Origin of the sequence: Actinopolymorpha rutila (genome assembly GCF_013407855.1) — a bacterium.
Lineage (GTDB): Bacteria > Actinomycetota > Actinomycetes > Propionibacteriales > Actinopolymorphaceae > Actinopolymorpha > Actinopolymorpha rutila.
The window spans coordinates 3620367-3633357 of the sequence record NZ_JACBZH010000001.1 but is presented as its reverse complement, the minus strand read 5'-3'; the positions used below and the strand labels follow the sequence as shown (position 1 = coordinate 3633357).

The 12991-nt window shown below is 70.9% G+C and carries 11 protein-coding genes; 1 reads left to right on the top strand and 10 read right to left on the bottom strand.

Annotated elements, in window-relative coordinates; translation table 11 throughout:
* Nucleotides 1-56: 56 nt before the first annotated feature.
* Both F4554_RS16260 and F4554_RS16255 read right to left on the bottom strand, forming a co-directional pair.
* A complete protein-coding gene (locus F4554_RS16260; protein WP_179788154.1) occupies nt 57-1127 on the bottom strand; it encodes an ATP-dependent DNA ligase in 1071 nt (356 codons plus the stop codon).
* Between the two features lie 37 nt (nt 1128-1164).
* Nucleotides 1165-1929: a dihydrofolate reductase family protein gene (locus F4554_RS16255; RefSeq protein WP_179788153.1), complete on the bottom strand. Its 765-nt coding sequence runs from the start codon at nt 1927-1929 to the stop codon at nt 1165-1167.
* A 182-nt stretch (nt 1930-2111) separates the two neighbouring features.
* Between F4554_RS16255 and F4554_RS16250 the strand changes: the two genes are divergently transcribed.
* Nucleotides 2112-2966 (top strand): polyphosphate kinase 2 family protein, encoded by an 855-nt coding sequence (locus tag F4554_RS16250; RefSeq protein ID WP_179788152.1) that lies wholly within the window; start codon nt 2112-2114, stop codon nt 2964-2966.
* 67 nt (nt 2967-3033) lie between these two features.
* Here the strand turns inward: F4554_RS16250 and F4554_RS16245 are convergent, their stop codons facing one another.
* The 8 genes from F4554_RS16245 to F4554_RS16210 all read right to left on the bottom strand — a co-directional run bounded on the left by F4554_RS16245 (nt 3034) and on the right by F4554_RS16210 (nt 12645).
* Nucleotides 3034-3495 carry a MarR family winged helix-turn-helix transcriptional regulator gene (locus F4554_RS16245; RefSeq protein WP_179788151.1) on the bottom strand — a complete coding sequence of 154 codons (462 nt, stop codon included), beginning with the start codon at nt 3493-3495 and terminating at the stop codon, nt 3034-3036.
* The gene (locus F4554_RS16240; protein WP_179788150.1) at nt 3492-5228 is read right to left on the bottom strand and encodes an MFS transporter; all 1737 of its coding nucleotides are present in this window, start codon (nt 5226-5228) and stop codon (nt 3492-3494) included. Before F4554_RS16240 ends, F4554_RS16245 begins: the two co-directional genes overlap by 4 nt.
* 260 nt (nt 5229-5488) lie before the next feature.
* Entirely contained in the window at nt 5489-7588 is a 2100-nt protein-coding gene (gene glgX / locus F4554_RS16235) for a glycogen debranching protein GlgX (RefSeq protein WP_179788149.1), read from the bottom strand.
* A 475-nt stretch (nt 7589-8063) separates the two neighbouring features.
* Nucleotides 8064-8798 (bottom strand): sirohydrochlorin chelatase, encoded by a 735-nt coding sequence (locus F4554_RS16230; RefSeq protein ID WP_179788148.1) that lies wholly within the window; start codon nt 8796-8798, stop codon nt 8064-8066.
* Nucleotides 8773-10083: a uroporphyrinogen-III C-methyltransferase gene (gene cobA, locus F4554_RS16225; RefSeq protein WP_179788147.1), complete on the bottom strand. Its 1311-nt coding sequence runs from the start codon at nt 10081-10083 to the stop codon at nt 8773-8775. The genes F4554_RS16230 and cobA overlap by 26 nt, the downstream gene beginning before the upstream one ends.
* Nucleotides 10080-10796 (bottom strand): phosphoadenylyl-sulfate reductase, encoded by a 717-nt coding sequence (locus tag F4554_RS16220; RefSeq protein ID WP_179788146.1) that lies wholly within the window; start codon nt 10794-10796, stop codon nt 10080-10082. Before F4554_RS16220 ends, cobA begins: the two co-directional genes overlap by 4 nt.
* A complete protein-coding gene (locus F4554_RS16215) occupies nt 10793-10939 on the bottom strand; it encodes a hypothetical protein (protein WP_172804997.1) in 147 nt (48 codons plus the stop codon). The genes F4554_RS16220 and F4554_RS16215 overlap by 4 nt, the downstream gene beginning before the upstream one ends.
* Nucleotides 10936-12645 (bottom strand): nitrite/sulfite reductase, encoded by a 1710-nt coding sequence (locus F4554_RS16210; protein ID WP_179788145.1) that lies wholly within the window; start codon nt 12643-12645, stop codon nt 10936-10938. Before F4554_RS16210 ends, F4554_RS16215 begins: the two co-directional genes overlap by 4 nt.
* Nucleotides 12646-12991: the final 346 nt, after the last annotated feature.

The following is a 12991-nucleotide window of genomic DNA, read 5'->3' as shown; positions in this document are numbered from 1 at the left end:
ACCTCCTCCTTGCTCAGGTTCATCGTCCCGCACTGGTGACGAGGTGCAAAAGGATGTCACTCCAGCCCCAGGATCTCGGCGAGATCGAAGCGGACCGGCTCCTCGAGCTGGTCGTAACGGCACGACTCCGGCTTCCGGTCCGGGCGCCACCGGACGAACTGCGCGGTGTGCCGGAAGCGCACGCCCTCCATGTGGTCGTAGCGGACCTCGACGACGCGTTCGGGCCGCAGGGGCACGAACGACAGGTCCTTGCCTGCGCTCCACCGGCTCTGCTCGGCGTTGCGCGGCGTACGGCTGCCGGCTTCCTGCTTGGCCCACGCCCACGGGTGGTCGTCGAACGTCGTGACCAGCGGCTGCAGTTCGGTGAACAGCTCCCGCCGCCGCGCCAGCGGGAACGCGCCGATCACGCCCACGCTGGCCAGGTCGCCCGCGTCGTTGTAGAGGCCGAGCAGCAGAGAGCCGATCGCGTCGGGGCCGCTCTTGTGCACGCGGTAGCCCGCGACCACGCAGTCGGCGGTGCGTTCGTGCTTGATCTTGAACATGACGCGTTTGTCCGGCTCGTACGGCCCGGCCAGCGGCTTGGCGATCACCCCGTCCAGCCCGGCGCCCTCGAACTGGTGGAACCAGCGTTCGGCCAGGCTCCGGTCGGTGCTCGCGGGGGTCAGGTGGATCGGTGAGGTGACGCCGGCCAGCGCCTCCTCCAGGGCCTGGCGGCGCACCGAGAAGGGCTCGCCGGTGAGGTCGCGGTCGTCGAGCGCGAGGAGGTCGAACGCCACGAAGTGGGCCGGTGTCTGCTCCGAGAGCAGCCGCACCCGGCTGGCGGCGGGGTGGATCCGCTGTTGCAGCGTGTCGAAGTCGAGCCGGCCGCGGGCGCGGTCGGGCACCACGAGCTCGCCGTCCACCACGCAGCGGGCGGGCAGCTTGGCCCGGACCGCCGCCACCACCTCGGGGAAGTAGCGCGTCATCGGCCGCTCGTTGCGGCTGCCGATCTCCACCTCGTCGCCGTCACGGAAGATGATCGACCGGAAGCCGTCCCACTTGGGCTCGTAGCTGTGGTCGCCGTGGGGGATGTGCTTGACCGGCTTGGCGAGCATCGGCGAGACCGGTGGCATCACGGGCAGCTGCATTCGCCCAGTCTGGCCGAACGCGGTACCGCCGCCCAGGTCACCCCGGCGTTTCGTGGTGCGAACCGGTGAGCCAGCGCTGGAACACGAAGCCGTCCTCCTCCAGCAGGGAGGCCAGGGTGAGCCGGGTGGGTTCGGCCAGCAGCGGGCCGTGCGTGATCCGCATCGCCGGTCCGGCCAGTAGCTCCGGCGACTGGGTGAGGCACACCTCGTCGACCAGAGACCCGGCGAGCAGCTCCGCGAACAGGCTCGGGCCGCCCTCGGAGAGGATCCGGCGGTATCCCCGGTCGGTCAGCGCGGCCACCGCCTCGGTCACGTCGACCTCGGACTCGCCGGCGATCGCGACGTCGACCCGGTCCTCGAGCGCGGCCCGGCGTTCGGGGGAGGAGGCCCGGGCGGTGATCACGACCGTGCGCGGGTCGGCCAGCAGTCCGTCCGGAAGGTCGAGGGAGTGGCTCACCACGGCGATCGGCGGGGTGGGCGCAAGGCCGAGCTTCTCCCGCAGCGCGGTGAACGCGGGCCGGATGGTCGCCGGTCCGTAGCGTTCGGCGCGGGCCGTGCCGGCGCCGACCAGGATCACGTCGCACAGTGCCCGCAGCAGGGCGAGAACATGCCGGTCGGGCCGTCCCGAGATCGTCCCGGACCGCCCGTCTGGTCCCTGCGCGGCGCCGTCCACCGAGGAGACGAAGTTGACCCGCAGCCAGGCCCGGTCGGCGGGGTAACGGTAGATCTCGGCGAGCTCGGCGTCGGTCACGTCCGAGGTGTCCCGCGCGGGCTCGGCCGGGCCGGTGGTGAGGATGCGCACCGGTCGATCCCACCAGACGTGCGTACCGCCGCGGACGCCAGGGGCTGGTCCACCGCCCCTCGCACGTGGGCGCGGATGCGGGCAGACTTGCCCGGGCAGACGTTGCCCCGGGCAGAGGTTTACCCCAGCAGAGGTTGCTGGGCAGCGGACGGCGGACGTCGTACGGACGGAACGGAGCGCGGATGAGCAGGCACCACGTGGCGGAGCGGCTGGCCGACGTACTCGCGTTGCCGCCGGGGCCGGTGGATCTGGCGAAACTGCCCACCGGCACCACGCCGGGGTTCGACGGTGGCAAACGCGCCGGCAAACGCGCGCTCGCCGAACTGGCCCCCACTGTGTCGAACCTGCAGGAGCGGCTGTTCGCCGAGGGACACACCGGCGGCACCCGCAGCCTGCTGCTCGTCCTGCAGGGGATGGACACCTCCGGCAAGGGCGGGACGCTGCGCCACTCCGTCGGACTGGTGGACCCGCAGGGTGTGCGGATCACGTCGTTCAAGGCACCCACCCGGCAGGAGCTTCGGCACGACTTCCTCTGGCGGATCCGCAAGGCGCTCCCCGAACCCGGATACCTCGGGATCTTCGACCGTTCCCACTACGAGGACGTGCTCGTCGCCCGGGTGCACGAGCTGGTTCCGCCGGAAACCTGGACGGTCCGCTACGACGTCATCAACGAGTTCGAACGCGAGCTCTCCGGCAACGGCGTCACCGTCGTCAAGTGTTTCCTGCACCTGTCGAAGAAGGAGCAGAAGAAGCGGCTGGCCGCTCGGCTGGAGGACCCGACGAAGTACTGGAAGTACAACCCGGGCGACGTCGACGAGCGCGCCCGGTGGGAGGACTACCAGGTCGCCTACGCGGCGGCGCTGGAACGTACGAACACCGACGCCGCACCGTGGTATGTCGTGCCAGCCGACCGCAAGTGGTACCGCAACCTCGCCATCACCAAGCTTCTGGTGGAGAGGCTGTCGGACCTGGATCCGAAGTGGCCGACCGCGGACTACGACGTCCAGGGCGAACTCACCCGGCTGAACCGCACCTGACGCCGCGGCTCAGCCGTACCCCCGGGACACCGATCCCACCACCGGCGGGGAAGTCCGTCCCCCGCCCTCAGGCGTCGTCGCCCACCAGCGCCTCCAGCGCCGGCAGCGCGGCGACCAGCGCCTTGTGCTGCTCGGGCGTCAACCGGTCGACCCGGTTGCGCAGGGCGTCCGTACGCAGCGAACGCAGGCCCCGGGCGATCTGCTGGCCCTCCTCGGTGGCGGCCACGATGCTCGCCCGGCGGTCGGCCGGGTCGGACGTGCGAACGGCGTACCCCGCGCTTTCCAGGGTGGCCACCACCCGGGACAGCGTGGGTGGCGCGACCTGCTCGCGGTTGGCGAGGTCGCCGAGCCGCATCGGCCCGGCGTGGGTCAACGTCGCCAGAGCGGACATTCCGCCGTGCCCGAGATCACCGCGTTGGGATGCGCCCTGCCGGCGCATCCAGCGCGAGAGCCGGGCGATGGCGAGGTAGAGCCGGGTGGCCTCCTCCCGGTCCATGGTGGCGGGTCGTGTCGTCGCGTGGCCTGTCATGCGGCGGCACCCTCTTCCTCGATCGTCTGGCGTTCGCCGTGAACGTAGCGCTCACCCCGCAGCAGCGAGGCGAAGGCGCCGATGACAGTCATGATGGCAGCCGCGGCGAACACGATCACCAGCCCGTGGTGGAACGGTGTGGCGATCAGCCGGGGAAAGAACTCCTTGCCGGTGAGAGTCGCGACGTTCGAGGCGGGCAGGTGGTCCAGCGCGCCGGTGGGCCCGAGCAGCTCGGCGATCGGGTTGTAGCCGAGGAACGCCGCGAACAGGCTGCCCACCGGCGGCAGGTTGCCGACCGACTCGGCGACCGAGGACGAGACGCCCTGCGCCTCCAGTCCGCGGGTGAGCGTGGTCGGCAGGGAGTTGGCCAGGCCGGCGATCATCAACGAGAAGAAGATCCCGATCGACAGGGACGTCCCGGAGTTGAAGAACGTGCCGCGCATTCCGGACGCCGCGCCGCGCTGACCGGCCGGGACGCTGTTCATGATCGCGGAGGTGTTGGGGGAGGAGAAGAGTCCCGAGCCGATGCCGTTCACCGCGATCAGCGCGGCGAACGCCCAGTACGGAAACTCCACCGGCAACATCAGCAGGCCCACGAACGTCGCGGCCACCACCAGCAGCCCGCCGGTGGCGAAGGCCCGAGCGCCGTACCGGTCGGAGAGGTAGCCCGAGACCGGGCCGGCGAGCAGGAACCCGATGGTGAGGGGTACGAGGTAGATCCCCGCCCACAGCGGGGTCGCGGCGTAGTCGAACCCGTGCAGCGGAAGCCAGATCCCCTGCAGCCAGATGATCAGCATGAACTGCATGCCGCCGCGCCCGATCGAGGCGAGCAGGCCGGCGAAGTTGCCGGCGCTGAACGCGCGGTTGCGGAACAGCCCGAGGTGGAACATCGGGTCGGCCACCCGGGACTCGATCACACAGAACGCGACCAGCAGGGCCAGGCCGCCGAGCAGGCCGGTCAGCACCCACGGGCTCGTCCAGCCCATGGTGTGCCCGCCGTAGGGCTGGATGCCGTACGTGATGGCCGCCAGCAGGGCGGTGAGCCCGAGGGCGAAGGTGAGGTTGCCGGCGACGTCGATCGAGCCGCGCCGGCGTTCGCCGAGCTCGTGCAGCGAACGGTAGGACCAGATGGTGCCGAGAATGCCGATCGGCACGCTCACCCAGAACACCGCGCGCCAGTTCCACTCGGCCAGCAGCCCGCCGATGATCAGCCCGAGGAACGATCCCGCGATCGCCGCCACCTGGTTGATGCCGAGCGCCATGCCCCGCCGGTTGGACGGGAACGCGTCGGTGAGGATCGCGGTGGAGTTGGCGAACAGCATCGCCCCGCCCACTCCCTGGACCACGCGCCAGCCGATCAGCCAGAGCGCGCCCGCACTGTGTACGAACGGGTCGACGGCGAGCATGATCGAGGCGACGGAGAAGACCACGAAGCCGTAGCTGTAGATGCGGACCCGACCGAACATGTCGCCGAGCCGGCCGAGGGAGACCACCAGGACCGCGGAGACCAGCAGGAAGCCCATGATCATCCACAGCAGGTAGCTCACGTTGCCCGGCGCCAGCGGGTCCAGCTGGATACCGCGGAAGATCGCCGGCAGGGAGATGATCACGATCGAGGAGTTGATCGTGGCCATCAGGACGCCGAGCGTGGTGTTGGACAACGCCACCCACGGATAACGCGGGTGGTCGTGTTCGTACCGTGCGCGCCTCCCGGAGGTCCGGCGAACGGACATGTCGTCTCGTTCTGTGACGCCCGGGACGTCCTGGACGTCTCGGGCGTCGCTCGGCGGGGTGCTCGGCAATGACACGGGTGCGGGCCTCCACGGATCGGAGAGAAATAGTTGCTTGCTGCTAACTAAACTAACCGACGCAGTGGGCACGGATGTTCCCGGCTGCCGAAACGACCGCGACCCGCCCCGATGGCACCGGGGCGGGTCGCGCTGTGTCGCGTCGTTTGAGCTGTACCTCGCCGTACGAGGTGGGGCGTGCGGGCCTAGCCCCGCTTGAGCACCAGCAGGGAGCGGGAGAGCAGCTTCACCCGTTCGCCGGCGCGCACGGCCTCCCGGTCGCTCACGTCGTCGTCGGAGGTGTCCAGGACAGCCTCCCAGGCCTCGCCGTACTTCTGCGGCGGCAGGGCGAACTCGACGTCGTCCTCGGAGGCGTTGAACAGCAACAGGAACGAGTCGTCCACGATCCGCTCACCCTGGTCGCCCGGCTCGTGGATCGCCTCGCCGTTCAGGAACACCGTGAGGGACTTCGCGAACCCGGCGGTCCAGTCGCGTTCGGTCATGTCGTTGCCGTCCGGCTTGAGCCAGGCGACGTCGCCGAGCTTGTCGCCGGCGCCGTCGATGCCGGCGAAGAACCGCCGCCGGCGGAAGACCGGGTGCGCGGCCCGCAGCTCGCTCACTGCCCGGGCATAGCCGAGCAGGTCGGAGTCGACCACGCCCCAGTCGATCCAGGAGATGTCGTTGTCCTGGCAGTAGGCGTTGTTGTTGCCCTTCTGCGTACGCCCGAACTCGTCGCCGTACAGCATCATCGGCACGCCCTGGGACAGGAACAACGTGGTGAGGAAGTTGCGCTGCTGGCGCCGGCGAAGGGCGAGCACGCCCGGGTCGTCGGTCGGGCCCTCCACGCCCGCGTTCCAGGAGCGGTTGTCGTCGGTGCCGTCGTTGTTGTTCTCGCCGTTGGCCTCGTTGTGCTTGGAGTTGTACGAGACCAGGTCGTTCAGCGTGAACCCGTCGTGCGCGGTGACGAAGTTGATCGACGCGTACGGCTTGCGGCCGTCGTCCTCGTAGAGGTCGGAGGAGCCGGTCAGGCGCATGGCGAACTCGCCGAGCGTCGCGGGCTCACCGCGCCAGAAGTCGCGTACGCAGTCGCGGTACTTGCCGTTCCACTCCGTCCACAGCGGCGGGAAGTTGCCCACCTGGTAGCCGCCGGGGCCGACGTCCCACGGCTCGGCGATCAGCTTCACCTGCGACACGATCGGGTCCTGCTGCACGAGGTCGAAGAACGCCGACAGCCGGTCGACCTCGTGGAACTGCCGGGCCAGAGTGGCCGCCAGGTCGAACCGGAACCCGTCCACGTGCATCTCGGTCACCCAGTAGCGCAGCGAGTCCATGATCAGCTGGAGTACGTGCGGGTGCCGCATGAGCAGGCTGTTGCCGGTGCCCGTGGTGTCCATGTAGTAACGCGGATCGTGGTCGACCAGGCGGTAGTAGGCCGCGTTGTCGATGCCGCGGAACGCCAGCGTCGGGCCCTGGTGGTTGCCCTCGGCGGTGTGGTTGTAGACCACGTCGAGGATGACCTCGATGTTGGCGCGGTGCAGCGCGCGCACCATCGCCTTGAACTCCAGCACCTGCTCACCGAGCTGCCCGGTGGAGGAGTAGGCGTTGTGCGGGGCGAAGTAGCCGATGGTGTTGTAGCCCCAGTAGTTGCGCAGACCCTTCTGCACCAGCAGGTCGTCGTGCACGAACTGGTGCACCGGCAGCAGCTCGACCGCGGTGACTCCCAGCGACGTCAGGTGGTCGATCATCGCCGGTGAACCGAGGCCGGCGTAGGTGCCGCGGATCTCCTCGGGGATCTCCGGGTGGTCGATGGTGAGGCCCTTGACGTGCGCCTCGTAGATGACGCTCTCGTTGTACGGCCGCCGCGGCGGACGATCGTCCTGCCAGTCGAAGTACGGGTTGATGACCACGGACTTCATCATGTGCGGCGCGGAGTCGAGGGTGTTGAGCGTTTCGGGGTTTTCGAAGCGGTACGAGAACAACGCCTCGTCCCAGTCGATCTCGCCCTCGATCGACTTCGCGTACGGGTCGAGCAGCAGCTTCGCGGGGTTGCAGCGCTGTCCCTTGCTGGGCGCGTAGGGCCCGTGCACACGGAAGCCGTAGCGCTGCCCCGGCGCCACCCTGGGGATGTAGCCGTGCCACACCGACGCTTCCCGCTCGGAGAGCGGGACCTTGGTTTCGTTGCCGTCGTCGTCGAACAGACAGAGTTCGACGGATTCGGCGACCTCGCTGAACAACGCGAAGTTTGTGCCGGCGCCGTCGAACGTCGCCCCCAGGGGGTACGGCGTTCCCGGCCAGACGTCGACCATTCGCGTTCCTTTCCTTGTCCTCTTGCGCGAATACTGCCAGGTTCGAAATCGATCGGCGCGCCCCCTCCTGCCCGGCGGCGGTGAGCGATTTTCGGTCAGACCGTGCGGCCGAAGGGCGTCACAGCGGGTCACCGTGGCTGCGGCGGGCTCGATTCCCAACCAGGTCAGCGATGTGCGAGCCGGGGGATGGCGTGCGGACCCGGGCCGGGCACCGGGGCGGCGGTGCCGGGAGGGGACCGCGGACGCCCGGGGCCGCGGAGACCCGGCCGTCGGCGGGTCGGCCGGTCCACCACGGACGCGGGTGGACGGGAGCGCACTGGACCCGTCATACCCCGCGAGCCGACTCGAACCCGGACGGCCGAGTCAATTCCCCGTAACGGCTTTTCCGCCATTCGGGCGACCATTCAGACCGGCTTCAGGGCCGGTGTCCAAACCCGCTGCCAGGCCTGGATCAGGCCCAAGATCAGACCCGAGATCAGACCCGGATCAGGCCCGCCCGGTCGGCGACGATCTCCGCCACCTCGGGGTCGGCGCCCAGCGGCTCGGCGACCGCCTCCGCGCCCGCGGAGGTCGCGGAGGTACGGATCCGGTCGGCGAAGAAGCCCGGCGCCAGCAGGTACGTCGCGACGCCCACCCGGCCGGCGCCGTGCGCCCGCAGGTCACCGACCGCGTCCTCGACGGTGGGCGCGGCCGCGGAGGCGAACGCGCACCGGGCGGGTACGCCGAGCAGGCGGCCCAGGTCGGCGGCCACCTCCGCCACCGTGTCGTTCGCCTGCCGGTTGCTCGATCCCGCGGCGGCGAGCACCACCGCGTCCAGCGGCGGGTCCTCGGGTGCTCGGGCTTCGGTCAGCCGGGACGCCATCGCCTCCACCAGCCGTGGGTCCGGGCCGAGCACCCGGCTCAGCCGGACCGCCCAGCCGCGGGACCGGGCAAGGTCGGCGACCGTCGGCAGGTCCTCCTGGGCGTGGTAGGCGTCGCTGAGCAGGAACGGCACGACGGCCAGGTCGGTGACACCCCGCGCGGCGAGGGCCTCGACCGCCTCCTGCGGCGTGGGTGCGGCGAGTTCGAGGAACGCGGCGCCGGTGGCGACGCCGGGACGCAGCCGCGCCACGGCTGCCGCGACCTCGTGCGCGACCGGTGCGGCCCGGGGATCCCGGCTGCCGTGCGCGACCAGCAGCAGTCCCTCAGCCGTCGGCATTCCCCTCGGCATCCCGGTCAGTGGACTCGGCGGAGCCCGCAAGCCCGGCCGGCTCGGCCGCGCCGGCGGTGAGCGCGGCGAGTTCGGCGGCGACGTCGACCACGTCCCCGACCACGATCACGGCGGGGGAGCGGACACCTCGGGCGGCGGCGACCTCGGCGATGGTGGCCAGGGTGCCGGTGGTGGTGCGCCGGTCGGGCAGGGTGCCGCGTTCGACCACGGCGACGGGGGTGGTCGCGGGCCGGCCGTTACGGAGAAGCCCCTCGGTCAGGGTGGGCAGCTGCCCGACGCCCATCAGGAACACCAGCGTGCCCTCGGTGGCGGCCAGTCCGGCCCAGTCGGGCGTCTCCCCGGCACGGGCGTAGTGGGCGGACACCACCGTGAACTGCCGGGCCACCGCGCGGTGGGTGACCGGGATGCCGACCGACTCGGGTACGGCCACCGCGCTGGTCACCCCGGGGACGACCTCGCAGGTGACTCCGGCCTGCGCGCAGGCGAGGGCCTCCTCGGCGCCGCGGCCGAACACGAACGGGTCGCCGCCCTTGAGCCGGACGACCCGCTGGCCGGCCTTGGCCCGGGCCACCAGCAGGTCGTTGATCTCCAGCTGGGTGAGCGCGTGCGCCCGCGGTCCCTTGCCGGCCTCGACCACCTCGACCTCGGCGTCGAGCTCGTCCAGCAGTGCGCGTGGGGCAAGCCGGTCGACCACCACCACGTCGGCGTCGGCGAGCAGCCGCCGTCCCCGGACGGTGATCAGTCCCGGGTCGCCGGGCCCGCCGCCCACCAGCGCCACGTGGCCGGCACCCGGAGTACGGCGTACCCGCCGCAGCGGCAGCTCCCCGGACTGCAGCCAGGTCGCGATGCGGTCCTTCAGCCGCCGGGCCCGGCGTGGGTCGCGGCCGGCGGACACCGCCACCGTCACGTCGTCGAACCGAACGGTGGCGGGCGTCCAGGCCGCGGACCGCTCCGCGTCGTCGGCGCGTACGCACCAGATGCCCGCCGCCTCGGCCTCGGCGGCCACCGCGGCATTGGTCTCGGCGTCGTCGGTGGCGGCCTGGACGACCCGGGCGCCGGCCAGGTCACCGTCGAGGTCTCCGGGGGAGTACTCCCGGGCCAGCCAGTCCACCCGCCCGGGCTCGACCAGGACAGCCAGGTCCTCGCACAACGCCGGGGCGACCACCGTGACCACAGCGCCCGCGTCCAGCAGCCCGCCCACCCGCCGCACGGCTACCGGCCCACCGCCGACCACGACGGCACGCCGGCCGGCGAGGTCGAGCAGCAGGGGGTAGCGCGGACTCATCTGTGGATGCCGCACTCGGTCTTCGCCCGGCCGGACCACCGGCCCGCACGCGCGTCTTCGCCCTCGGCGACCTTGCGGGTGCACGGCCAGCAGCCGACCGACGGGTAGCCGTCGTCCAGCAGCGGGTTGGTGAGGACGCCGTTGTCGGCGATGTAGCGGTCCACGTCCTCCTGGGTCCAGCGGGCCAGCGGCGCGATCTTGACCTTGCCGCGCCGGGCGTCCCAGCTGACCACGGGGGTGTTCGCCCGGGTGGGGCTCTCGTCCCGGCGGATCCCGGTGGCCCAGGCGTCGTAGTTGGTCAGCGCCCGCTCCAGCGGCGCGACCTTGCGGAGCTGGCAGCACAGCTCGGGGTTGCGGCGGTACAGATCGGGCCCGAGGGTGGCGTCCTGTTCGGCGACGGTCTGCCGGGGCCGCACGGTCACCAGGTTGATCGGGATGGTGACCGACGCGGCGTCGGCCGTGCCCAGCGTCTCCGGGAAGTGGTAGCCGGTGTCCAGGAACACCACGTCCACCCCTGGGACCTGCTGGGAGACCAGGTGGGACAGCGCGGTGTCCTGCATGGAGGAGGTGACCGCGAACCGGTCGCCGAAGGTGTCGGCGGCCCAGCGCACGATCTCCGCGGCACTGGCCTCCTCGAGGTCGCGACCCGCCTGCCGGGCGAGCGTCTCCAGGTCGTCGCGGCAGTGCCTGGGAGCCGTCGTCGCCAGCGTCATGAGCGCACCGCCATTCCGGCGAACTTCACCGAGAAGACCCGGGTGCATCCCCGGCACTCCCAGGCGCCGTGCGGCTCCTCGGCGGGCCGCAGGTCCTCCTCGGCGCAGTACGGGCAGTAGAACGGGGTCGCGCGTTCGGTCATGCCAAGGCCTCCTGCGGAGCTCGGGTGACCCACTGCGCGAACCGCTCCTGTGGCTCGCGCTGGTCGAGGTAGTGCCGTACGACGCGTTCGATGTAGTCGGGCAGCTCGGCGGAGGTGACCTTCAGGCCGCGCAGCTTGCGGCCGAAGCCCGCGTCCAGTCCGAGCCCACCACCCAGGTGAACCTGGTAGCCCTCGACCTGATTCCCGTCCTTGTCCAGGACGATCTGCCCCTTCAGGCCGATGTCGGCCACCTGGATGCGGGCGCAGGAGTTGGGGCAGCCGTTGAGGTTGACGGTGACCGGGACGTCGAGCTCGGGGATCCGGCGTTCGAGTTCGTCGATCAGGTCGTGCGCGCGCTTCTTGGTCTCGACGATGGCGAGCTTGCAGTACTCGATGCCGGTGCAGGCCATGGTGTTGCGCCGCCACGCCGAGGGGCGGGCGTGCAGGCCGAGGTCGGCGAACGCGGCCACGGCCGGCTCGACCTGCGCCTCCTCGACGTCGAGGACGAGCAGCTTCTGGTGCGGTGTGGTGCGTACGCGGTCACTGCCGTGCGCCTCGACCACGTCGGCGAACTTGCCCAGCAGGGTGCCCGAGACCCGGCCGGCGACGGGGGCCAGGCCGAGGAAGAACTTCCCGTCGCGCTGCCGGTGGACGCCCACGTGGTCGCCGGGTACGGCGGGGATGGCCGGCGCGGGCCCGTCGACCAGCTTCCGCTTGAGGTACTCGTCCTCGATCACCTGGCGGAACTTCTCCGGGCCCCAGTCGGACATCAGGAACTTCAGCCGGGCCCGGTGCCGCAGCCGGCGGTAGCCGTAGTCGCGGAAGACGCTGGTGACCGCCCACCAGACCTCGGCCACCTCCTCGCGCGGCACCCACGTGCCCAGCCGCTCGGTGAGCATCGGGTTGGTGGACAGCCCGCCGCCGACCCACACGTCGAAGCCGGGACCGTGCTCGGGGTGCACCACGCCGACGAACGCGACGTCGTTGATCTCCGGCGCCACGTCGTGGTCGGGATGCCCGGTGAGCGCGGTCTTGTACTTGCGCGGCAGGTTGGAGAACTCCGGGCTGCCGATGTAGCGGCTGGCGATCTCCTCCACCGCGGGCGTGGGGTCGATGATCTCGTCGGCGGCGATCCCGGCGACCGGGCTGGCGATGATCACCCGCGGGCAGTCACCGCACGCCTCCTGGGTCTGCAGACCGACCGACTCCAGGCGTTCCCAGATGGCCGGGACGTCCTCGATCCGGATCCAGTGCAGCTGGATGTTCTGCCGGTCGGTGATGTCGGCGCTGTCCCTGGCGTACGTGGAGGAGACGTCGGCGATGGCCCGCAGCTGGGCGACGGTGAGCTGACCGCCGTCGATGCGCACCCGGAGCATGAAGTACTCGTCGTCCAGCTCCTCCGGCTCCAGCGTGGCCGTGCGGCCGCCGTCGATCCCGGGCTTGCGCTGGGTGTAGAGGCCCCACCAACGGAACCGCCCGCGCAGGTCGCTGGGGTCGATGGAGTCGAAGCCGCGCTTGGCGTAGATCTGCTCGATCCTCGCGCGGACGTTCAGCGCGTCGTCGTCCTTCTTCAGCTGCTCGTTCTTGTTCAGGGGCTCGCGGTAGCCGAGCGCCCACTGGCCCTCACCGCGCTTGGGGCGCGGCTTACGGGGTGCGGCGGCACGGCGGTCGGCAGTGCGGTCGGCGGCCTGGGACGCAATAGCCATGGAGTGCGATCCTCGCTGGAGAGCAGGTCACGGACAGGTGTGACAGAAAGCAGGTCTGGCGGCGGATCGGCGCAACCGGGCGCCCGGGTGGCCACCGGCAGAAGTCGATGCGGCCAGAAGTGGGGCGCGTCAGCGCGCCCGGCGACAGAGCATGCTGCGCATTCGGCCGAAATCGAGATGGCGCCGTCCGACGAGCAGAGGGCAGACGGGCGCAGTCATGAGGATCAGCCTGCGTGATCGGGACCTCACCAGGCAACCAGAGTGACCGGTATCCGAGACGATTGTCTCGAAATCGGCACGGCCGCGCGCCGGTCCGCGTTTGCTGGTACGGCCTGGCTGTACTCGG

Excerpts from the sequence above, each read along its gene's own strand:
- F4554_RS16260 (WP_179788154.1), bottom strand. The coding sequence starts at position 1,127 with ATGCAGCTGCCCGTGATGCCACCGGTCTCGCCGATGCTCGCCAAGCCG.
- F4554_RS16250 (WP_179788152.1), top strand. The coding sequence starts at position 2,112 with ATGAGCAGGCACCACGTGGCGGAGCGGCTGGCCGACGTACTCGCGTTG.
- F4554_RS16245 (WP_179788151.1), bottom strand. The coding sequence starts at position 3,495 with ATGACAGGCCACGCGACGACACGACCCGCCACCATGGACCGGGAGGAG.
- F4554_RS16240 (WP_179788150.1), bottom strand. The coding sequence starts at position 5,228 with ATGTCCGTTCGCCGGACCTCCGGGAGGCGCGCACGGTACGAACACGAC.
- glgX (WP_179788149.1), bottom strand. The coding sequence starts at position 7,588 with ATGGTCGACGTCTGGCCGGGAACGCCGTACCCCCTGGGGGCGACGTTC.
- F4554_RS16230 (WP_179788148.1), bottom strand. The coding sequence starts at position 8,798 with ATGCCGAGGGGAATGCCGACGGCTGAGGGACTGCTGCTGGTCGCGCAC.
- cobA (WP_179788147.1), bottom strand. The coding sequence starts at position 10,083 with ATGAGTCCGCGCTACCCCCTGCTGCTCGACCTCGCCGGCCGGCGTGCC.
- F4554_RS16220 (WP_179788146.1), bottom strand. The coding sequence starts at position 10,796 with ATGACGCTGGCGACGACGGCTCCCAGGCACTGCCGCGACGACCTGGAG.
- F4554_RS16215 (WP_172804997.1), bottom strand. The coding sequence starts at position 10,939 with ATGACCGAACGCGCGACCCCGTTCTACTGCCCGTACTGCGCCGAGGAG.
- F4554_RS16210 (WP_179788145.1), bottom strand. The coding sequence starts at position 12,645 with ATGGCTATTGCGTCCCAGGCCGCCGACCGCACTGCCGACCGCCGTGCC.